The sequence below is a fragment of the Paraburkholderia sp. Ac-20340 genome, from assembly GCF_017104965.1.
Classification (GTDB): domain Bacteria; phylum Pseudomonadota; class Gammaproteobacteria; order Burkholderiales; family Burkholderiaceae; genus Paraburkholderia.
Genome location: NZ_JAAGPR010000014.1, coordinates 31140 through 53308, shown reverse-complemented (window position 1 = coordinate 53308; position 22169 = coordinate 31140). Strand labels below are relative to the sequence as shown.

Here is a 22169-nt window from a genome sequence, read left to right as displayed (position 1 = left end):
CTCAAAGCGTGAAGCCCCCGTCCCGTTGTTTGCGCAGTTTTAGTGACTGCTTATTTTCCCGACGCCGTGTCGAGTGCCGTGACCTTGCCGCCGGAACGCTTGAGCAGCGGGGCGAGATAGCGGCCCGTGAAGCTGGCCTTCGCCTTCGCCACGTGCTCGGGCGTGCCCTGCGCCACGATCTGTCCGCCGCCCGCGCCCCCTTCGGGACCCATGTCGACGATCCAGTCCGCAGTTTTGATTACATCGAGATTATGCTCGATGATCACGACCGTATTGCCCTGATCGCGAAGCCGGTGGATCACTTCCAGCAACAGCGCGATGTCGTGGAAGTGCAGACCGGTGGTCGGCTCGTCCAGGATGTAGAGCGTGCGGCCGGTATCGCGCTTGGACAGTTCGAGCGAAAGCTTCACGCGCTGCGCCTCGCCGCCCGAAAGCGTGGTGGCCGACTGGCCCAGGCGGATATAGCCCAGACCCACGTCCAGCAAGGTTTTGAGCTTGCGCGCCACGACCGGCACCGCCTTGAAAAACTCGTAGGCGGTTTCCACAGTCATGTCGAGCACTTCGCTGATGTTCCGGCCCTTGTACTGGATCTCCAGCGTCTCGCGGTTGTAGCGCTTGCCGTGGCAGACGTCGCAGGGCACGTAGACATCGGGCAGGAAGTGCATTTCCACCTTCAGCACGCCATCGCCCTGACAGCTTTCGCAGCGCCCGCCCTTCACGTTGAACGAGAAGCGGCCCGATTCGTAGCCGCGCTCCTTGGCTGCCGGCACGCCCGCGAACAGCTCGCGGATCGGCGTAAAGAGGCCCGTGTAGGTGGCCGGATTCGAGCGCGGCGTGCGCCCGATCGGGGATTGATCGACGTTGATGACCTTGTCGAAGTGCTCCAGACCTTCGATGGCCTCGAACGGCGCCGGTTCCGCCGACGATCCGTACAGATGCTGCGAGACCGCGTGGTACAGCGTGTCGTTGATGAGCGTGGACTTGCCCGAGCCGGACACACCCGTCACGCAGGTCAGCAGCCCGACCGGCAGATCGAGCGTGACGTGCTTGAGGTTGTTGCCATAAGCCTCGACGATGCGCAGCCGGCGCTCGCCCGGCTCGATGCGCTCGTCCGGGTAGTCGATGCGGCGCGCGCCGCACAGGTACTGGCCCGTCATCGAAGCCGGATCATGCTCGACCTGTTGGGGCGTGCCTTGCGCAATCACCATGCCGCCGTGCACGCCCGCGCCCGGTCCCATATCGACGACGTAATCCGCCATGCGGATCATGTCTTCGTCGTGCTCCACGACGATCACGGAATTGCCGAGGTCGCGCAGATGCTTGAGCGTGGAAATCAGGCGGTCGTTGTCGCGCTGATGCAGGCCGATCGACGGTTCGTCGAGCACGTACATCACGCCCGTCAGGCCCGAGCCGATCTGCGACGCCAGCCGGATACGCTGCGCCTCGCCGCCCGAAAGCGTTTCGGCGCTGCGCTCCAGCGACAGGTAATCGAGCCCGACGTTATTCAGGAACATCAGACGCGCGACGATTTCCTTGACGACCTTATCGGCGATCTCGCGCTTGGCGCCTTCGAGGCGCAGCGTCTGGAAGTAGCCGAGCGTGTCGCGCAGCGGCCAGCCGCTCACCTCGTAGATGGCGCGCGCGTCCTCGTTCATGCCGATGCGAACGAAGCGCGCCTCGCGGCGCAGACGCGTGCCTTCGCAGTGCGGGCACGCCTGGTTGTTCTGGTACTTGGAGAGTTCCTCGCGCACTGCCGACGAATCGGTCTCGCGGTAGCGGCGCTCCAGGTTCGGGATGATCCCCTCGAACACATGCTCGCGCACTGACGTGCGCCCGCGCTCGTTGATGTACGAAAACGGGATCTCCTGCTTGCCCGAACCGTACAGCAGGATCTTGCGCACCTTCTCCGGCAAATCTTCGAACGCGGTATCGATATCGAAGTCATAGAACGCCGCCAGGCTTTGCAGCATCTGGAAGTAGAACTGGTTACGGCGATCCCAGCCCTTCACGGCGCCCGCCGCGAGCGACAGCGACGGATGCGCGACCACCCGCTTCGGATCGAAGAAGGTGATCTGGCCGAGGCCGTCGCACTCCGGGCACGCGCCCATCGGGTTGTTGAACGAGAAGAGGCGCGGCTCTAGCTCCGGCAGCGAGTACGAGCAGATCGGGCAGGCGAACTTCGAGCTGTACAGATGCTCCTTGTTCGTATCCATTTCGAGCGCGATGGCGCGGCCTTCGGCCAGACGCAGCGCAGTCTCGAACGATTCCGCGAGACGCTGCTTCATGTCCGGGCGCACCTTCAGGCGGTCCACCACCACGTCGATGGTGTGGCGCTCGCTCTTCTTGAGCTTGGGCAGCGACTCCACTTCGTAGATCTTCGCCTCGCCCTCGTTGGCCGTGCCGCCGCCCGAGCGCACCCGGAAGCGCACGAAACCCTGCGCCTGCATGTCGTCGAAGAGTTCGGCGTGCTCGCCTTTGCGGTCGACCACGACCGGCGCGAGGATCATCAGCTTCGTTTCTTCGGGCAGCGCGAGCGCGGCGTCCACCATCTGCGAGACGCTTTGCGATTCCAGCGCGATCTCGTGATCCGGGCAGTAGGGCGTGCCCACACGTGCGTAAAGAAGTCGCAGGTAGTCGTGAATTTCGGTGACCGTGCCGACCGTCGACCGCGGGTTGTGCGAGGTCGCTTTCTGCTCGATGGAGATAGCCGGCGACAGACCCTCGATCAGGTCGACGTCGGGCTTTTCCATCAGTTGCAGGAACTGGCGGGCGTAGGCCGAGAGGCTTTCCACGTAGCGGCGCTGGCCTTCCGCGTAAAGCGTGTCGAATGCCAGGGAGGACTTGCCCGAGCCCGAAAGCCCGGTGATCACCACGAGCTTGTGGCGCGGCAGGTCCAGATTGACGTTCTTCAGGTTGTGGGTTCGGGCCCCACGGATACGGATCTGTTCCATGAACCTGCGGGAGAAAGGGAGGCTAAACCTGCTACTATAACGACTTTTCCAGACCGCCGTTACGGCTTGCTGACGGTCTTTGAAAGGGTTCTGAAGCGTTCGCACGAGGACCCTGCAAGCGAATCGACAGCTCTAGCATGCGACCCGGGCAAGTACCGGGCCTCGGTCAGCGCCAAAGCCCCAACGCGCATGACCGGCGGGCAGCGGCGGCCAAATCACAAAACGCTCCGATGTCCTCCAACTCACCCGCTACCTCTTCACGCATGAGCGCGCCTGAACGGCGTGCGACCGTGTCGCTTGCCGCGATCTTCGCGCTGCGCATGCTGGGCCTGTTCATGATCATGCCGGTGTTTTCGGTCTATGCGAAAACCATTCCCGGCGGCGACAACGTACTGCTCGTCGGTATCGCGCTGGGCGCGTACGGCGTGACGCAGTCGCTCCTCTACATTTTCTACGGCTGGATCTCCGACAGGATCGGGCGCAAGCCCGTGATCGCCGCCGGTCTCGTGATCTTCGCGATCGGCAGCTTTGTCGCGGCCGGCGCGCACGACATGACGTGGATCATCGTCGGCCGGGTGATTCAGGGCATGGGCGCGGTGTCGTCCGCCGTGCTCGCCTTTATCGCCGATCTGACTTCCGAGCAGAACCGCACCAAGGCGATGGCGACGGTGGGCGGCTCGATCGGCCTGTCGTTCGCCGTGGCGATCGTGGGCGCGCCGGTCGTGTTCCACTGGCTCGGCATGAGCGGGCTGTTCACGCTGGTGGGCGTGCTCTCGATCGTGGCCGTGGGCGTGGTGCTGTGGGTGGTGCCGGATGCGCCCAAGCCCGTGCAAGTGCGCGCGCCGTTCTCCGAAGTGCTGCATAACGTCGAACTGCTGCGGCTTAACTTCGGCGTGCTGGTGCTGCATGCCACGCAGACGGCGCTGTTCCTCGTCGTGCCGCGCCTGCTCGTGGATGCGGGCCTGCCGGTGTCGGCGCACTGGAAGATTTATCTGCCGGTGATGGGCCTGTCCTTCGTCTTGATGGTCCCGGCGATCATCGCGGCGGAGAAGAAGGGCAAGATGAAGGCGGTGCTGGTATCGGCCATTGGACTTATCCTGATTGGCCAGCTTCTTCTTGGCTCGCTTGCGCATACCATTGCAATCGTGGCGGCCGTGCTCTTCGCGTACTTCCTGGGCTTTAATATTCTGGAAGCGTCGCAGCCTTCGCTGGTGTCGAAACTCGCTCCGGGCAACCGCAAGGGCGCGGCAACTGGCGTGTATAACACCACGCAGTCGATCGGCCTTGCGCTGGGCGGCGTGGTGGGCGGCTGGATGCTCAAGCACGACGGCGCGAGCGCCGTGTTTTACACGTGTTCGGGCCTCGTAGCGTGCTGGCTTATAATCGCGGCCACCATGAAGGCCCCGCCGAAGCGGGCCGAGCCGAAGCAGGCTTGAGCCAGACCCGCGCCGGACCCGAGCCCGGCGGGCCTGAATCTGAATAGAAGCGCTCGCGCGTCATGAGGCGCGCCGCGCAGCAACAACTTTCGCGGAGATGGTCCGCGCCCGGCAGTCGCACGGTGAGCGATTGCGTGGTGTGCGCCCGGCCGCTCCTTGCAACTGAATCAACAGGAGAATTTCATGGCATCCGTGAACAAGGTGATCCTCGTCGGCAACCTCGGCGCTGAGCCGGAAGTCCGTTATCTGCCGAGCGGCGACGCCGTGGCGAACATCCGCCTCGCGACGACCGACCGCTACAAGGACAAGGCGTCCGGCGAGTTCAAGGAAATGACCGAATGGCACCGCGTGGCGTTCTTTGGCCGTCTGGCCGAGATCGTCTCGGAATACCTGAAGAAGGGCTCGTCGGTGTATATCGAAGGCCGCATCCGCACGCGCAAGTGGCAGGCGCAGGACGGCACCGACCGTTACTCGACGGAAATCGTTGCGGATCAGATGCAGATGCTGGGCGGCCGCAGCGGCGGCGGTGCTCCGGCAGGCGGCGATATGGGCGACGACGGCGGCTACAGCCAGCAATCGTCGGCACCGCGCGGCGGCGGCCGTATGTCCGGTGGCGGCGGTGGCGCTCCGCGTTCGAGCGGTGGCGGCGCAAGCAGCGGCGGTGGCCGTCCGAGCGCGCCGGCTGGCGGCGGCTTCGACGAAATGGACGACGATATTCCGTTTTAAGCGTTCGCCCGCGTAGTACCGCTTCAAAAACGCCCTTGCAGCCCGCTCGCTGCAAGGGCGTTTTTCATGGGTTTCACGCGTTTTAGTATTCGTCCGATTCAGGCAGGAAAACGGGATATCCAAACTGACTCTTTTTTAAACGCGGCACATCGCTGCATTTAACCGGAGTTACGCCATGAGTCCTGGTCCACTGATCGACCTTACCCGCTTGCAGCAACTGTCGCCCGCGCCCGTCGCCCCTGTGCGCGCTTCGGCGGCCAGCCTCGTCTTCGCTTTCTTCGCGCGCCTGCTCGGCAGGTAATCTCAATCGCTGCGTGTACTGTTTGACATTTTGTCGTAAACCGTCAAAATGTCATCCATGTCGAAGCCAGCCAATCCCAGCGCCGTCGAGCGCGAAAACCAGCTCCTCCTGCGCGAAGGCCGCAAGATCGTCGAGGCGCTCGGCCAGACGCTCGCGCCGCTCGTCGAGGTGGTGCTGCACGACCTCACCGCGCCCGAGCAGTCGGTCGTCGCCATTGCGAACAATCTGTCGGGCCGCCAGGTCGGCGAAGCGGCTACCGAAATGGGTCTCGCGCGCATCGCGGACCCGGGCTTCCCCGATGTGGTCGCCAACTATCCCAATCGCTTCCCTGATGGCCGTCCGGTCAAGAGCACCTCCATCGGGCTGAAGAACAGCGCGGGCGAGTGCGTCGCGGCGATCTGTCTGAACATGGACGTATCGCTGCTCGGCGCCGTCACTGCGGGGCTCGGCCAGTTGATGCAGACCGGCCCGGCCGCGCCCGTCACCGAAACGCTCGCGCCGCACGCCAACGGCGAGGCGCGCGAAACCATCCGCGCCGCGCTCGAACGTTTCGCCGCCGCGCGCAACACCACGCCCATCGGCATGACGCTCGCGCAGCGCCGCGAAGCCGTGCGCGAACTCGCCGAGAGCGGCCACCTGAACCTGCGCCACGCGCTTGCCGAAGTCGCGCGCACGCTCGGCGTGGCGCGTCCGACCGTCTATTCTTACTTGCCCAGCGAGCACCGACCATGAGCAACTTGCCGATCACCTTCGAAGACGTCGCCGCCGCGCACGAGCGCATTCGCGGCGTCGCGCATCGCACGCCCGTCATGACTTCGCGCACCGCCAACGCGCTCGCCGGCGCCGAACTGTTCTTCAAGTGCGAAAACTTCCAGCGCATGGGCGCGTTCAAGTTCCGCGGCGCGTACAACGCCATCGCGCAGTTCACGCCGCAGCAGAAGCAGGGCGGCGTGATCACGTTCTCGTCAGGCAATCATGCGCAGGCGATTGCGCTCTCGGCGCAACTGCTCGGCGTGAAGGCGGTGATCGTGATGCCGCACGACGCGCCCGCCGTGAAAGTCGAGGCCACGCGCGGCTACGGCGGCGAAGTCGTGTTCTACGACCGCTATACCGAAGACCGCGAGGCGCTGGGCCAGCGTCTGGCGCAAGAACGCGGCCTCACGCTGATTCCGCCCTACGACCATCCGCATGTGATGGCGGGGCAGGGCACGGCGGCCAAGGAACTGTTCGAGGAAGTGGGCGAACTGGACGTGCTGCTCACGCCGCTGGGCGGCGGCGGCCTGCTCTCGGGCTGCGCGACGACGGCGCATGCGCTTGTGCCGCGCTGCGCGGTGATCGGCGTGGAGCCGGAAGCGGGCAACGATGGCCAGCGCAGCTTCCAGTCGGGCGAAATCGTCCATATCGACACGCCCAAGACCATCGCCGATGGCGCGCAGACGCAGCACCTCGGCAACTACACCTTCGCTGTGATCCGCGAGCGCGTGCAGGAGATCGTCACGGTGAGCGATGCCGAACTGGTCGAGACGATGAAGTTTTTCGCGAGCCGCATGAAGCTCGTTGTCGAACCGACGGGCTGCCTTGCGGCGGCTGCCGTGCTGCACGGCAAGGTCGATGTGCGCGGCAAGCGCGTCGGCGTGATGATTTCCGGCGGCAACGTCGATCTGCTGCGTTTCGCCGATCTGGTGAGCGCGAAAGCCTGAGGCACCTACGGTGAAACGCTGCGCGGCCCGCTAGCCCCTAGCCCGCTAACCCAGCAGGGCCGCGAGCGCCTCGCGCGCATGCGTGATATGCGCGCTCTCGCCGGGCTGCCCCGGCAACAGATGGAATTCGGCCGCCGGCAGCGCCGGCAGGCCGAACGAAGCGGGGCACACCTCCACGCCCTCGCCAATCGCCGATTCGTTCAGACACGACAATCCCAACCCCGCCTTGAGCGCCAGTTGCAGCCCGGCCACGCCTGACGCCGAATGCGAAATCAGATACGGTATGCGCGCGCGTTCGAGCAGTTTCACCACATAGCGCTGCAGCTGGCAGGCCGACGGCAACAACACCAGCGGCCACGGAGGCGCAAGCGACGCCTGATCGCGCAGCGTTTCGCGCGCCGCCACCCACTGCAATTTCTCGCGACGGATCACGGTGCTCTGGCGTGCGCGCGCCTCGCCGGAACGCGTCGCCGCGCGTGCGGCCGGCACATCGACCATCCGCAGTGACAGACCGATATCGAAGACGTTCTCCTGCTCGCTCGCGTCGATCACGGCGCTCGGCAGCACGGTCACATGCAGGCGCAGACGCGGATGCTGGCTCGCGAAGCGCCGGATGATCGCGGCGACGTCGTGCGGGCGGTAGTAATCGGTGATGGCGATGCGCACCTCGCCGTCGAGCGAGCGCCCGAGCATATCGTCGAAGGCGGCGTCGCACATCGCCACGATGCGGCGCGCATGCTCGGCGAGCTTCGCGCCAGACGGCGTGGGCGTGACGCCCTGCTTGCTGCGCACGAACAGCGGCTGGCCGATGCGATCTTCGAGCTTCTTGAGCTGCTCGCTCACTGAGGATTGCGAAAGAAATACGCGCTCGGCTGCGCCCGACACACTGCCTGCTTCGGTGACGGCGAGAAAGGTGCGCAACTGCGCGAGATCGAGACCGCGAGCGTTCATGTCGAGACTGTGTGTGCAGACGGGGATGATGTTTCGGAAAAACCGATCACGCTTATTCAATATTCCTGCTTTTCCGATAAATGGTGCGCCCGTAGCATGCCCTCAGTCAATGCATTTCTGGAGGCAGTCATGGATCAGGCGAACGGGCGCGCCGCGTCGCATCGATGGAAGGTGCTGGGCGTGGGCGTCGTGGCCAACGCGAGCTTCGCGGCCACGTTCTCGGGCATTCCCGCCACTGCGGTGTGGATGCGCCCGGCTTATCACATCGGCACAGGCGAACTGGGTTTTGTGCTCGGCATGCTCGGGCTTGGCATCGTGCTCAGCGAATTACCGTGGGGACTGCTAACGGACCGCTGGGGCGATCGCCGCGTGCTGATGCTGGGGCTGGCATCGACGATGACCGCGCTGGTCGCCATGGTGCTCTGGTGCGTCCCGTCCGCTGCCCGCGTGCCGGGACCGCATGCGCTGGCGGCGGGTTTTCTCGCCATCGGGCTGCTGGGCGGCAGCGTCAACGGTTCGAGCGGACGTGCGGTGATGGCCTGGTTCGGGCCGCAGGAGCGCGGCCTTGCGATGAGTATCCGGCAGACCGCGGTGCCGGCGGGCGCGGGCATCGGCGCGTTGATGCTGCCGGCGCTGGCGTCGTGGGCGGGATTCGTCTGGGTGTATGGCGCGCTGGCGGCGATGTGTCTGGTCTCGGCGATCTTTACCGTGCTGTGGGTGCGGGAACCCGATGCCACTCCGTCCGATGCCGCCATCCACAATCCCGCAGGCGATACGCCGTTGGCACGCTCGCCGCTGCGCCGCGCCGAGGTCTGGCTTTTGGTCGGCGGCATCGCGGCGCTGTGCATGCCGCAGGTCGCGGTGATCGCGTTTGCGAGCGTGTTTCTGCACGACTTCGCGCACGCCGGCGCGGCGACGGCGGGTGTCGTGCTCGCGATCGTGCAGATCGGCGCGGCGTGTCTGCGCGTCTGGAGCGGACGCTGGACCGACCGGCACGGCAATCGCAACGTCTGGCTGCGTACCTGTGTGGCGCTGAGCGTGGCGTTCTTCGTGCTGCTGGCGGCGGCGACCGCGCTCTGTGCCGCCGCTGCGCATCATGCTCCGGGCCTGTCGCCGGGCGCCGTGATCGCGCTGTCGGTGCTGCTCGTGGCGGGCGGCATCATGGCCTCCGCGTGGCATGGCGTCGCTTACATCGAACTCGCGACGCTGGCTGGCCACGGCCGCGTCGGCAGTGCGCTTGCGATGGGTAATACCGGCGCGTTTATCGCTTTCTGGATTGCGCCTTCTGCGATTCCAATGCTGCTGGCGCTGTCGGGATGGCCGGTGGTGTGGCTCAGTGCGGCGGCTTGCGCGGCATTGGCATGGCCTGCGTTTGCGCCCGCATTATCGAATAACGCGCATTGCTCGACATCGCCCGAAATAATCCCATCGGCCGCGCGCACTCCGCAACGCCCGTCACGCAGCGGCGCGACCGTTTGACCAGTAGCCATCTCAGTGTTATCCGACAGTTGTGACGGATAAGGTGAATAATGCGCGCCTTTATTAGTTAATTAGCATATTTAATTGTATAGGTGACCTTACAGAAGTTGTGACGATTAGGATATTTCTGATTCTGGCAATCTTTAATCGATGGTCATATGAGGGCCTTCAGAAACGCCGCGTAAAGCGCGTTCGCGACTATGCCGCGTTCCGGCTGAAAAACCGGGCACGCGTCGGCCGATCCGATACCCCTACTACATCGAGAGAGAGCCACTTTGAAATTAAGAGTCGTCCTCGCAGACGATCATCCTTTTGTGTTGCTTGGTGTGCGTTCCGCGCTCGAGGCGGCGGGAGACATGCAGATCGTCGGCGAAGCTACCGGTCCGCGCGAACTGTTCCGGCTGCTGGAAAACGTGCCATGCGACGTCGTGCTCACCGACCTCACGATGCCGGGCGAGCCCGGCGAAGCGGAAGATGGTCTGCATCTCGTGCGGCGGCTGCGGCGCGACTGGCCGCAACTGCGCATCGTCGTGCTCACCAGCATCGCGAACGTCGCGATCCTGCGCGCGGTCATGAACACGGGCGTCACCGCGCTGATCCGCAAAAGCGAACCGATGGAGGAACTCACCGCGGCGGTGCGCGGCGCAGGCAACGGCTTGCGTTATGTGAGCCGTTCGATTCTCGATGAACTGGCGGCGGCCGGCACGGAGCGCGCCGACAGCACGCGCGTGCCGCGGCTGTCGCCGCGCGAATCGGAAGTCGTGCGCCAGTTCGTGCTCGGTCGCACGATTACGGAAATCGCGCGCTCGCTCGACCGGGATGTCCGCACGGTGAGCCGCCAGAAGCGCGACGCCATGGCAAAGCTTGGCGTGAGCAACGATGCGGGTCTCTTCGCCTTTGTCCGCGCCAACGGTCTGCTATGAATCCCACCCTGCCTACCCAGACCGGCGTGTGGCCGGCGCATCTGTCCTCCGTGTTCGGGCGCGAGAACACCGCACGGGGCGAGACGGCCGTGCTCGATCCGGAAGCCGCCGAGCAGGCCGCGCCGCTGCGCATTCTCGTCGCGGACGATCATCCGCTCGTGCTGTTCGCGCTCGACAATCTGATCTCCGCGCTGCCGAACCTGCGCATCGTGGCGCGTGCGCAAACCGTGGGCCAACTCTTCGAGGAAGCCTTGCGCCACGAATTCGATCTCGTCGTGCTGGATCTGCACATGCCGGGCGACGGCTACGACGAAGGCCTCGATGCGATCCGCGCCTTCCAGCGCGAGCACGTGGGCAAGCCCGTCATCGTGCTGACCATGGACGACGACGCCCGCGCGCTGCGCGAGGCGCTCAAGCTTGAGGTTGGCGGCGTGCTCAGCAAGCGCGACCGGATCGACCTGATCCCGGTTGCGATCGCCTCGGCCATGGCGCACGAGCAATACATCGGCCCGGCGGTGCGCGATCTGCTCGAAAAGGCCGTGCGCGAGGAGCGCCACGCTTATGTGCATCAGTTGCTCTCGCGGCGCGAATACGAAGTCATCTCGCACTACGCCACGGGCCTGGGCGTCACCGAGATTGCGAAGCTGCTGGGCCGCAGCGTGAAGACCATCAGCGCGCAGAAGTGCGCGGCCATGAAGAAACTCGCGCTCACGAGCGATATCGAACTCTATCGGTTCGCGATCGATTGCGGCGTCGTAAGCACCGATGACGCGGAATAAGGCACGACGCTACCGCTTCGTCGTCTGTCAGATTTAATCGCGAATCGATGTCGCATTCCGCGCGATTTTAAGAGTTGTCCTATCTAACAGGCGAACACGTCTGATCATAATTTCCAGCTCTACGTGCAAAAGCTGTCGGATAAACGCGAATCTGTCGATTCCGTTTGCGACAAGGCTGGCGGCCTGCGGCCGGTTTGCGCGCAGCAACCGGAAGGGGACAACCGCACGATGAAGCTCGGCAAGCGTTTGGCAGTCGAGGCCGCGGGCACGGCCTGGCTCGTGTTCGTAGGCTGCGCAGGCACGGCGCTCAACGCGAGCGCGCCCGCGCAGGGCTGGAACGTGTTCGAGATGGCCGCCGCCTTCGGCCTCGCGCTGACGGTCGCGGCCTACGCCAGCGGTCGCGTATCCAGCGCGCACTTCAATCCTGCCGTGACGATCGGCTATGCCATCTCCGGCCGCTTTCCGGTACGCGACGCCGCGCCGTATGTGATTGCGCAAACCGTCGGCGCCATCGCCGGGGCGGGCCTGCTTGCCGTCGTGGCGAGCGGCCGTCCGGGCTTCGCGTTCGCCATTTCCGATTTCGGCTGCAACGGCTATGACGAGCACTCGCCCTGCGAGTACGCCTTCGCCGCCGTGCTGACCGTCGAACTGGCGATGACCTTCGCCTTCGTGCTCGTTCACCTCGTCATGACGGATGCGCAGCAACGGCGGCGCGCGGCGGCGGCCGTGCTCGGCGCGTGCTTCGCGGCGGCCTATCTGATTTCGATTCCGGTCAGCAACGGCGGCATGAATCCGGCGCGCTCGACCGGGCCGGCGCTGTTTGTCGGCGACTGGGCGCTCGATCAACTCTGGCTCTTCTGGGCCGCACCCATGCTCGGCGGGATCGGGGCGGGGGTGACCTGGCGTGTGTTGACGCGCCGTGATGTCCGCCCGGTGCCGCGCGCGGGCGGACCGTTCGGCGGCGTTTGAGACGGCGCGACGTGTCCATGAACGCGCGCCTGTCCACGACATCGTCCGCTTTCCTGCAAGGACTGCGCGCGCTTTGGCTCGCGTGCCTGATGTCCTGTGCGCTGGGCGCGGGCATGGCGTTCGGCGCGCCGCCAGACACCGATGCTTCGGCCGTAAGCCCGCCGGTCAGCGGGGCACGCACCGCGCCGCTGACGCTCAGTGTCGGGTTGGTCGCGGGTGGCTGGCCGCCGTTCGAAATGCTCGACGGCAATACGCTCAACGGCTTCAGCGCCGATTACCTGCGTTTGCTGATCGGCGCCAATGTGCGGCTCGTGCCTCACGTCTACCCGAATATGAGCGCGCTGCTCGCGGGCGCGTGCGCGGCGGAAATCGACATCGTCATGAGCGTTGCGCGCGCGCCGCAACGCGAGCGCTGCCTGGCTTTTACCGTGCCGTATATCAGCGGCAATAGCGCGTTCGTTACGCGCACCGGTAATGAGTCGATCGTGACTTCGGCATCGCGCCTGGCGCGCACGCGGATCGCGGTCGAGCGCGGCTATGTGCTCGAAACGGTGCTGCGCGAGCGCTTTCCGCAAGCGGACGTCGTGACTTTCACCGATACCCCCGCCGCCTTGACCGCAGTCGCCCAAGGCGATGCCGATGTCTACGCCGGCTTCGCGCCGGTGGTGCGCTATCAACTGGCGCACAACGCGTACCGCGGCCTGCGCATCGCGTACGAGGAAGGCTTCAACGTGCGCGAACTGCGCTTTGGCGTGCCGCTTTCGAAGCTGGCGCTGCGCGATCAGCTGAACGTTGCGGCGGGTGGCGTGCGGCCGTCGGCGGCGTCGGCGCTGCGGCTGCGCTGGCTCGAAGGCAACGCGGCGCATGGCGAAGGGCCGCACGCCGCGCCGTTCGTGCTCGACGCCGCCGAGCGCGCCTGGCTGCGTTCGCTGCCGCCGCTGAAGGTGGGTTTCGATCCGTCCTGGCTGCCGTTCAGCTATGCGGGGCCGCGCGGCTACGCCACCGGCATGGCGGACGATTACCTCAACTACCTGAGCCGCACGCTGGGCGTCAAATTCGAGCGCGTGCCGATCGCAAACTGGCTCGACGCCGATGCCGCATTCCGGCGCGGCGATTTCGCGCTGCTCGCAACGGCCGAAGGCGACGGCGGCCTGCCTGCCGACACGCTCTACACACGCGCCTACGAGCGCTATCCGCTGGTGATCGTCGGGCGCCGCGACGAACCGGTTGCGCGCGGCATCAAGGATTACGCCGATCGTCGCGTGGTGCTGGCGCCGCACGCGCCGTCGGCGCAACGTCTGTTCGGCGAGACCCAGCCGGTGCGCACCGAGCGCGCCGCCACGTTGCAGGCCGGCCTCGCGCAGCTCCAGCACGACGACGCCGATCTGATGGTCGGCGACGCGGCCGCACTCGACGGGCCGCTGAGCCGCCAGTATCTCGAATCGCTCAAGGTGGTGGGCGGGATCGGCAGCAACGATTCGACGGCGTTCGCGGTGCGCGGCGATCTTGCGCCGCTCAAGGATCTGATCGATCGCGCGCTCGATGCGATGTCGCCCGTCGAGCAGCAGGAAATCCGCAACCGCTGGACCGCCGCCGCTGCGGAGCGCCGCGGCGGCTGGAGCATGAACGCGCTGCGTCTGCTGCCGTTCGTGATCGCCTTCGGCGTGGTGCTGCTCGTGACGCTGCGCGCCTATTTGCTGCTGCAACGCGAAATGCGCCGCCGCCGTCGCGCTGAGCGGGTGCTCGCGAAGCAGGTCGAATTGCAGGACACGATGACGGAGATGATTCCGTATCCGCTCGGCGTGCGCGATCTGGAAAACCGCTATCTGGCAGTCAATCGCGCTTACGAGGAAATGACCGGGCTCACGCGCGGCGACGTGCTCGGCCGCACCGGTGCGGCGGTGGCCGCCTGGGGCGCGGAAAACAGCCGCCGCGTGGACGCGCTCTACGCGAAGACGGTCGAGGCAGGGGAGAGCCAGCGCGTCGAATTCGTGTTCGACGAAACGAGCGGGCTGGGTATGCCCGACGGCGGCCGGCGCCACGGTATTTTCTGGACGCGCCTGTGTCGCGATGCGCATGATGTGCCGTTCTGCGTGCTCGGCACGATGATCGACATCACCGACATCCGCCGTGCCGAAATGCGCGCGCGCGCCTCCGAGCGGCTGCTCTCGGACGTCACACGTTCACTGCCCGCGATCGTGTTCCAGTTGCGTCGTGGGCGCGACGGGCAGTACACGTTCCCTTACCTCGGCGGCGATACCCAACGTCTGCTCGGCGAAGCGGCCACGCAACTCATGCGCAGCAGTGCGCTCGATCTCGCGCGCGTGCATCGCGGCGACCGCGCGCGGCTCGTGGCGTCGCTCGAGCGCTCGGCGCGCCTGCTCACGGCGCTCAACGCCGAATTCCGCTTCCACGGTGCGGCCGGCCTGTTGTGGGTGCGCGCGGAATTCGTGCCGCGCCGCGCGGAGGACGGCGCGGTGGTCTGGAGCGGTTACGCCGTCGACGCCAATGTCGAGCACACCCGCGCTGACGAACTCGCGCGCGCCCGCGATCTGGCGGAAGCCGCGTCACGCGCGAAAGACGATTTCCTCGCGATGATGAGCCACGAAATCCGCACGCCGATGAATGGCGTGCTCGGTCTCGTGGAAGTGCTGGAGCGCACGCCGCTCAATGGCGACCAGACGCAGATGGTCGGCATGGTGCATGAATCGGCGGGCGCGCTGCTGCAGATCCTCGACGATCTGCTCGATTTTTCGAAGATCCAGGCGGGGCGGCTCGTCATCGATTCCGAGCCGTTCGATGTGCGCGAACTCGTCGATAGCGCCGTCGGGCTGCTTGCGGGGCGCGCGCACGAGAAGGGGCTCAAGGTGCGCGTGGACGTCGGGGCGGGCGTGGCGGCGCAACTGCGCGGCGACAGCGTGCGGCTGCGGCAGATTCTCTTCAATCTGCTTAGTAATGCGATCAAGTTCACGCAGCACGGCGAAGTCAGTGTGAGTGTGTCGGCGAGCGAATCGACCGAATCGGGCGGGCCGCAACGCCAGCGCGTGTCGATTTCGGTGGCCGATACGGGGATCGGCATTGCGTCGAAGGCGCAGGCGCAATTGTTCGAGCCGTTCGTGCAGGCGGAATCGTCCACGACGCGGCGCTTCGGCGGCACGGGACTCGGTCTGACGATCTGCCGCAAACTCGCGGCGCTGATGGGCGGCGCGCTCGAATTGCGCAGCGAAGTCGGCCGTGGCACCTGTCTCACGCTGCATATCGAGTTGCGCGTGGAGGCGGCCGCCGCGCGCGCAAACGGCTTGCGCGGCAAGCGGGCGCTCGTGCTGTGCGACGACACGCCGGTCGCCGATGCGCTGATCCATTTCGGCCTCGCGCTCGGCATGCGGATCTCGCGTGCGCAGGCCGGGCGGCGCGCACTGCACGCGTTGGGCAAGCTCGCGCAGCAAGGCGGCGTCGATCTCGTGTTCGCGTCGGAGGCGCTGGCGGGCCAGCTCGACGGTCTGGACGCGCCCGTGATCCGTCTGACGGAAAATCCCAAGCCCACCGGCTACCGTGTGGCGGAAAGCGGCGTGCGCGTGAGCGTGAATCCGCTTTCGTGGCATGGGCTCGGTGCGGCGTGCGCGATGGCGATCGCGGGGTTGCCGGCGGTCGTGGCGTCGCCTGCGTCGGCGTCTGCGTTGACATCTTTGCCGGCGACAGCGGCGGCCGCTGCGGACAGCCCGCTTACCGCGCCCGATCGCGAAAAAGAGCACGCGGCCGGCCGTCTGATTCTGGTCGCCGAGGATCATCCGGTGAACCAGGAATTGATCCGCCATCAGCTTGCGTTGCTCGGCTTCGCGTGCGATGTGGTCGACGACGGCGCGCAGGCGCTGATCGCGCTGGAAAAGGCGCGCTACGGCTGCCTGATCACCGATTGCCATATGCCGAACGTCTCCGGCTACGACCTCGCACGGCGAGTGCGCGAAATCGAGGCGGCGCGCAAACAGGATGGCGCGGCACCGCTGCCGATTCTCGGCATCACCGCGAACACCGCGCCCGAGAATATGCGCCTGTGCCGCGAAGCCGGGATGGACGATTGTCTGATCAAGCCCACGCGCGTGGCCACGCTGCGCGAGTATCTCGCGCGCTGGTTCGGCGCGGAAAGCGGCAATCGTGCGGGGCCGCACGAGAGCGCTTCGCCCGACAGCGGCGCGGCGGTCGCCGGCGACGCGACGCGCGGCGGCGAGCCGCTCGATCTCGCGCACATGATCCAGGTGTGGGGCAGCGAAGCGACGGTGAAGACCTTGCTCGGCTCATTCGTGAGCGCGGTGCGCGACGATCTGAACGCATTGCCCGCGCTGCTCGAAAACGTCGATGTCGCGCGTCTGCGCGAATGGCATCATCGTCTCGCCGGTGCGGTGGGCGTGCTGCACTATCCGGCGCTACTCGCGGTGCTCGAAACGTATCGCCGTCATATGAACTGTCACACGGAAAACCAGTTACGCGACGAAGGCATGACGCTGATGCGCACGTGTCACGCCATGCTCGACGGCATCGAACAACAGGCCGCGCTGCTGGCTTGATGATCGCAATATGACGCGAAACTGGCAGTTCTGTCAGAAATTCATTCCGCACTCATTCACCCATTGAAACAGGCGAAAAAAAACGCGGCCGAAGCCGCGTTCAAGCTTGGAGACCCTTCGATGAAGAGTCACTTCTCGCAAACACAAGCATAGTTCGCGAGCCGTTAGAAATCGAGATAAAAACGATCAATTAACTATTACACGAAGTGTCGATAATCGGCGTGCGTGTTACTTCGCTCTGTCGGAACCAGTCGACCGTGAAATCGACGAACGAACGTGTTTTCGCCGGCACGTGGCGACGTCCCGGGTAGACGAGCGAGAGCTCCTTGTCGGCGTCGCGAATCTCGTAACCAGCGAGTACGCGCACGAGCGTACCGAGCGCGAGATCGGCGCCCACCTGGTTCGCGGGCAGGATCGTGATGCCCATGCCGGCGAGCGCTGCCTGACGCAACATCGCCGAATTATTGACCGCGTAGGTCGCGTCGATCAGCACCGGCACGCGCGTGCCGTCGGCGGCGTCGAAGTGCCATTCGTTGCCGTGAATATCGGCCGATGGCGCGAGCAGCGTGTGATGCACGAGATCGTCGGGATGCAGCGGCGCGCGATGCGTGCCGAGATAGGCGGGCGACGCCACGGCAACCGGCGCGACAGTTACGAGCGGGCGGCGGATCAGCGTGCCGCCGCTCACCTGGCGCGGCGCGACGATGCCCACGTCGAAACCTTCTTCGATGAGATCGACAGGGCGATGCAGCAGCGTGAGCGCGAGCCGCACCTGATCGAACGTCGCCAGATATTGCTTGAGCAGCGGCGTGAGGCCGTGCAGCGAAAACGACGCATGCGCGACCACGCGCAATGTGCCCGAAGGCACCGACACGCCATGCGCAATTTGTGTTTCGATCCGCTCCAGATCTTCCAGCACCTGACGGCAGGCCTGCGCGTAGGTGGTGCCTGCTTCGGTTAGCGAAATACTGCGCGTGTTGCGATTGATCAGGCGCGTATTGAGATGCGCCTCGAGCAGCGCGACATAGCGCGTGACCACGGCGTTCGACAAATTGAGATTCGCGGCCGCGCGGCCGAACGAACCGTTTTCGGCGACGTTGACGAACACGCGCATCGCCTGAAGCTGATTCATGGTTTTGGGTCGCATCGACATGGAATGCAGCCGCGCTGGTGCGCGGCCCGCCTGCAATGAAATGACGCTCGATACAACAGTGTGAAACGAGGATGACGCGTTGAATACGCGAGCGTTGGCGGATCGTACCGGCGCGAATGGCCCTGCGAAATGGGACTGATCCTAATCCGGGCTTGTCCCAAATTGATCGTGTTGCCTTGTGACAACGCTATATCGGGATAGTGCTTTGTGCGCGTCGCGGACTCTTTAAATCGAGATTTAACGGACGCGTTATGTAGCAAGCGATTGCGCGGGTAAACACCAAAGCGCGTGCAAGCGTTCGAGTTATTCGAAAAGCCTTTTGCCTTTATGCGGGATGGCTGCTTCAAAAGCGACGCCCATACACTTCGGCTTGCCTGGTAATTCGACGCCACGCGCAAAAGGCGCGAGGGGATCGAGCTAGCCGGCGCAACGCCGGCGCTGCCGTCTACATTTCCGCCGAAAGGCTTGCATCAAAGGAAGCACTATGAAAAAGACTCTCGCTATCGCGGCCGCAGTCGCTGCGACTTTTGCAACGGCGTCGTACGCTCAAAGCAGCGTGACGCTCTACGGTATCGTCGATGCTGGCTTTACCTACACGACCAACGTGAACAACAACGCCAACTACGCCGTGACGAGCGGCAACGTGCAGGCGAGCCGTTGGGGCCTGCGTGGCGCCGAAGATCTCGGTGGCGGCCTGAAGGCAATCTTCACCCTCGAAAGCGGCTTCGATGTCACGAACGGCAAGCAGAATGGCGCGCTGTTCAACCGTCAGTCGTACGTGGGTCTGTCGCAGGCTCAATTCGGTACGGTGACGCTCGGCCGCCAGTTCGACTCGGTGGTCGACTACCTCGCTCCGCTGACCGCTGCTGGCAGCTGGGGCGGTACGTACATGGCGCACGTGCTCGACAACGACAACCTGAACGCTTCGTTCTCGCTGAACAACGCCATCAAGTACACGAGCCCGAACCTCTCGGGCTTCCAGTTCGGCGGCGCGTATGCGTTCTCGAACCAGGCTGGCGGCTTCGCGAACAACCGCGCTTACAGCGCCGGTATGGGCTACAGCAACGCTGGCCTGCGTCTGGCCGCGGCATACATGCAGGCACAGGGCATGGATAGCAACAACGGCGCAGGCGCTGTTGTGAACGATCCGCTGGGCACGAACCATCGCCAGCGTACCTGGGGTGCGGGCGGCAACTACACGTACGGCCCGATGGTCGGCGGCGTGGTGTTCACGCAGTCGCGCGTGAACAATGCTGGCGGCGATTCGGTTCGCATCAACAACATCGAAGCTAACCTGCGTTACAACCTGACGCCGGCACTCGGCCTCGGCGCGATGTACGCGTACACCAACGCCAACGGCGGCGCGCTCAACGCGGGTACGGGCAGCAACTCGGTGCACTGGAACCAGTTCGGCCTGCAAGCCGACTACGCACTGTCCAAGCGCACCGACGTCTACCTCGAAGGCGTGGGCGTCTGGGGTGCTGGCCAGAACGCAAACGGCATCACGCAAGTTGGCTACGTTTCGTCGGACAACTTCTCGTCGTCGAAGAACCAGGGCGTCGTGTCGACGGGTATCCGTCACCGCTTCTAACAAGACAGACGTGCGCGGCCTGGCATCGAATCGGGCCGCACACGCAACCGGGTAGCACTGTAGAAGGTAGTACTTGGGTTCAGAGCGCCGTTCGCGGCGCTCTTTTTTTATCCGCGACCGATTCAAGACCGCTCCACAATCGATTCACCGCTCCACCGCCGCGACACTCCCAACGCATTTGGCGGATTTGCTCTAGCATGTGGCTACGCGGCTGCGACCTCAGTTGCCCTCGGTTGGCTTGAGATTCCCAGAAGTTCCTTTCAGTTCTTTCTGGTGCAGCGCGTCACAACAACGGAGAAATCCCATGAAAGCGCTTCGCCCGCTGCAGCTCGCTCTCGCTCTGTGTGTCCTCGCTTCCGGTGCCGCATTTGCCGATACCGTCGCGCTGAAAGCCGATCTCGAACCTTCCAGTGAAGTGCCGCCGCGCGTGAGTCACGGCCACGGCATGCTCAACGCCACTTTCGATACGGCGAGCAAATCGCTGAACTGGACCATTTCCTACGAAGGTCTCTCCACGCCGGTGACGGCCGCGCATTTCCACGGCCCCGCGCCGGTTGGCCAGAACGCCAATGTGCAGGTGCCGATTCCCAAGGGCGAACTCGCCAGCCCGATCAAGGGCAGCGCCACGCTCACCGATAAACAGGTCACCGACCTGATGGCCGGCCAGTGGTACTTCAACGTGCACACGCAACAAAATCCGTCGGGAGAGATTCGTGGTCAGGTGTTGCCCGCGAACTGATCCGCGAACCGGCGTAAGCACACGATGATCGTCCGATGAACTGCGTCCCCGCCTCGTTATGAGTCTGCAAAGCCGCTTCATCTGCTGGTGGCTGCGCCGCCGCTTTTTGCCCATCACGCGCAAGCCGATCGACGTTGCGCGCACGCGTGCGGGCACGTCGAAACGCGTGTGGTTGCCACCGGTGCCGCCGGGCTGGCAACTGCGCGAGCACTACGACGGCAAGTCCGACGAACTGCGCGGCGAGTGGCTGGTGCGCGAGGGCGGGGCGCCGCGCACGATTCTTTATCTGCATGGCGGCGGCTATTACTTCTGCTCGCCGAAGACGCATCGTGCGATCACCTTCGGCCTTGCGCCGCGCGCCGACGCCGATATCTTCTCGCTCGATTACCGTCTCGCGCCCGAGCATCCGTTTCCGGCGGCTCTCGACGACGCACTCGCGACCTACCGCCGTCTGCTCGCGGATGGCGTGCGCGCCGACTCGCTCGTGATCGCCGGCGATTCGGCGGGCGGCGGCCTGGCGCTGGCAACGCTCGTGGCGTTGCGCGACGCTGGCGACAAGTTGCCCGCCGGTGCGCTGCTCTATTCGCCGTGGACCGATCTCGCCGTGACGGGCGCGTCGATCCAGACGAACGACGGACGCGATCCAATGTTCTGCGGCGAGGTGTTCACGCGCGTCGCCGCGCTGTATCTGGGCGAAGCCAGCGCGAGCGATCCTTATGTCTCGCCGCTCTACGCGGATTTTCACGGCTTGCCGCCGCTTTTCATGCTCGCGGGCAGCACCGAAACGCTGCTCGACGACACGCTGCGCGCCGCCGAGCGCGCACGTGCAGCGGGCGTTTCCGTCGATTGCGAAATCGGCCGCGGCTTGCCGCATATCTGGCCGATCTACGCGCCGTTCATGCCTGAAGCGCGTCGCTCGCTCGACCATTCGGCGGCCTTCATTCAGCGCGTGACGACCGTCGATACAACGGCCCGCGCGCAGAAAGCGGCGCCGTTCGACGCCGCTTCGTCGACACAAAGCACGCCGCAAAAACCCGCGAATCAATCGAGCGAGACCTCGATTTCGTCATAAGCCGCGTGCACGGCGGGCTCGCCGTAAATGCGTTCGAGCCGTCGCACGGTGAAGTGGCCATGCGCCACGTTCTGGAAGTGGTCGATGAAGACCGTGTTCACCATCGCGCCCAGCACCGCGCCGATCGCCGGGATCGACTTCGCCGCGACCTGTTCGCTCACCTGCACCGAGAAGCGCGCGGCCACGGTCTGCATCAGTTTGAGCAGCGCCGCCGATCCGTGCGCGGCAAAGCCCTTCGCCGCCATCTCCGACGATGCTTTCGAGACCGCTTGCGCCAGCGCGCCGCGCACGACGAAGTAGCCGAAATCGGCTTCGTCGTCGGCGGCCGAGCGTCCGCCCATGCCGAAAACGGTGAGGCATTGAAGCTGCGTATCGGGGCTCGCCAGATCTTCGCCTTCGCTGCGCGCGATGTCGCAGATCGAGCGGAACATCAGCGTCGTGGTCACAGGCAATTCGACCGGCAGCGCGAACAGGCCGAAGGCGCCGCCCGCCGCGCCCGTGGTCGCCACCGCGAACTTGTGCAGCAGATTGCTGGGTTTGGCCGGCACCGCAATCGCCAGCGCGCTTTCGCCCTGTTTGCCGAGCGTCTTGAGCGCGAGTTGCAGGCACTTGCGCAGCGCCGCCTGGGTGGCATCGTTGACCTTGTCGTTGGCAACGGCGGGCAGTCGCGCGATCAGTTTCTCGACCGGCGCGCCGACGATCGCTGCCAGCTTCATGCCCAGCGGCGGCGTTTCCAGTTCATGCTTCGCGCGTTTGAGCGCGATCAGATCGGCTTCGGACAATGCGCTGAATGTAGCCATAAGTCTCCCGAAAGACGGTGCGGCAGGTGCCGTGGCC

At 65.1% G+C, this 22169-nt stretch carries 17 protein-coding genes; 13 read left to right on the top strand and 4 right to left on the bottom strand.

Going from position 1 to position 22169, the window contains the following annotated elements:
- Positions 1-50 precede the first annotated feature (50 nt).
- Entirely contained in the window at positions 51-2951 is a 2901-nt protein-coding gene (gene uvrA / locus G3N59_RS18210) for an excinuclease ABC subunit UvrA (protein ID WP_205984033.1), read from the bottom strand.
- Between the two features lie 230 nt (positions 2952-3181).
- Here uvrA and G3N59_RS18205 point away from each other — a divergent pair, with 230 nt between their 5' ends.
- The 5 genes from G3N59_RS18205 to G3N59_RS18190 all read left to right on the top strand — a co-directional run bounded on the left by G3N59_RS18205 (position 3182) and on the right by G3N59_RS18190 (position 7114).
- Entirely contained in the window at positions 3182-4387 is a 1206-nt protein-coding gene (locus tag G3N59_RS18205) for an MFS transporter (protein ID WP_346777902.1), read from the top strand.
- Positions 4388-4570: 183 nt separating this feature from the next.
- Positions 4571-5113, top strand: coding sequence for a single-stranded DNA-binding protein (locus G3N59_RS18200; RefSeq protein WP_205984032.1), 543 nt, complete (start codon positions 4571-4573; stop codon positions 5111-5113).
- A 175-nt stretch (positions 5114-5288) separates the two neighbouring features.
- Positions 5289-5414, top strand: coding sequence for a hypothetical protein (locus G3N59_RS37330; protein ID WP_277397923.1), 126 nt, complete (start codon positions 5289-5291; stop codon positions 5412-5414).
- A gap of 57 nt (positions 5415-5471) precedes the next feature.
- Complete coding sequence (locus G3N59_RS18195) at positions 5472-6146, top strand: PAS domain-containing protein (RefSeq protein WP_205984031.1); 675 nt, start codon at positions 5472-5474, stop codon at positions 6144-6146.
- Complete coding sequence (locus G3N59_RS18190) at positions 6143-7114, top strand: threo-3-hydroxy-L-aspartate ammonia-lyase (RefSeq protein WP_205984030.1); 972 nt, start codon at positions 6143-6145, stop codon at positions 7112-7114. The genes G3N59_RS18195 and G3N59_RS18190 overlap by 4 nt, the downstream gene beginning before the upstream one ends.
- Before the next feature lie 45 nt (positions 7115-7159).
- On the opposite strand, the gene G3N59_RS18185 is transcribed toward G3N59_RS18190, so the two are convergent.
- Positions 7160-8065, bottom strand: a complete 906-nt coding sequence (locus tag G3N59_RS18185) for a LysR family transcriptional regulator (RefSeq protein ID WP_205984029.1) — start codon at positions 8063-8065, stop codon at positions 7160-7162.
- Positions 8066-8194: 129 nt separating this feature from the next.
- Between G3N59_RS18185 and G3N59_RS18180 the strand changes: the two genes are divergently transcribed.
- The 5 genes from G3N59_RS18180 (at position 8195) to G3N59_RS18160 (ending at position 16777) form a co-directional block, all read left to right on the top strand.
- Entirely contained in the window at positions 8195-9544 is a 1350-nt protein-coding gene (locus G3N59_RS18180) for an MFS transporter (protein ID WP_205984028.1), read from the top strand.
- A gap of 275 nt (positions 9545-9819) precedes the next feature.
- Positions 9820-10467: a response regulator transcription factor gene (locus G3N59_RS18175; RefSeq protein ID WP_205984027.1), complete on the top strand. Its 648-nt coding sequence runs from the start codon at positions 9820-9822 to the stop codon at positions 10465-10467.
- A complete protein-coding gene (locus G3N59_RS18170) occupies positions 10464-11246 on the top strand; it encodes a response regulator transcription factor (RefSeq protein WP_205984026.1) in 783 nt (260 codons plus the stop codon). The genes G3N59_RS18175 and G3N59_RS18170 overlap by 4 nt, the downstream gene beginning before the upstream one ends.
- 123 nt (positions 11247-11369) lie before the next feature.
- Positions 11370-12215, top strand: a complete 846-nt coding sequence (locus G3N59_RS18165; protein WP_346777901.1) for an aquaporin — start codon at positions 11370-11372, stop codon at positions 12213-12215.
- A 17-nt stretch (positions 12216-12232) separates the two neighbouring features.
- A complete protein-coding gene (locus G3N59_RS18160) occupies positions 12233-16777 on the top strand; it encodes a transporter substrate-binding domain-containing protein (RefSeq protein WP_205984025.1) in 4545 nt (1514 codons plus the stop codon).
- Positions 16778-16967: 190 nt separating this feature from the next.
- Here the strand turns inward: G3N59_RS18160 and G3N59_RS18155 are convergent, their stop codons facing one another.
- Positions 16968-17909, bottom strand: coding sequence for a LysR family transcriptional regulator (locus tag G3N59_RS18155; RefSeq protein ID WP_205984024.1), 942 nt, complete (start codon positions 17907-17909; stop codon positions 16968-16970).
- A gap of 505 nt (positions 17910-18414) precedes the next feature.
- Here G3N59_RS18155 and G3N59_RS18150 point away from each other — a divergent pair.
- From G3N59_RS18150 to G3N59_RS18140, 3 genes are all read left to right on the top strand, one after another.
- Positions 18415-19521, top strand: coding sequence for a porin (locus G3N59_RS18150; protein WP_205984023.1), 1107 nt, complete (start codon positions 18415-18417; stop codon positions 19519-19521).
- Between the two features lie 304 nt (positions 19522-19825).
- Entirely contained in the window at positions 19826-20260 is a 435-nt protein-coding gene (locus G3N59_RS18145; RefSeq protein ID WP_205984022.1) for a CHRD domain-containing protein, read from the top strand.
- A gap of 58 nt (positions 20261-20318) precedes the next feature.
- On the top strand, positions 20319-21332 hold the full coding sequence (locus G3N59_RS18140) for an alpha/beta hydrolase (protein ID WP_205984021.1): 1014 nt from the start codon (positions 20319-20321) through the stop codon (positions 21330-21332).
- On the opposite strand, the gene G3N59_RS18135 is transcribed toward G3N59_RS18140, so the two are convergent.
- Complete coding sequence (locus G3N59_RS18135; protein ID WP_205984020.1) at positions 21302-22132, bottom strand: EcsC family protein; 831 nt, start codon at positions 22130-22132, stop codon at positions 21302-21304. The two genes, G3N59_RS18140 and G3N59_RS18135, sit on opposite strands and share 31 nt — an antisense overlap.
- Positions 22133-22169: the final 37 nt, after the last annotated feature.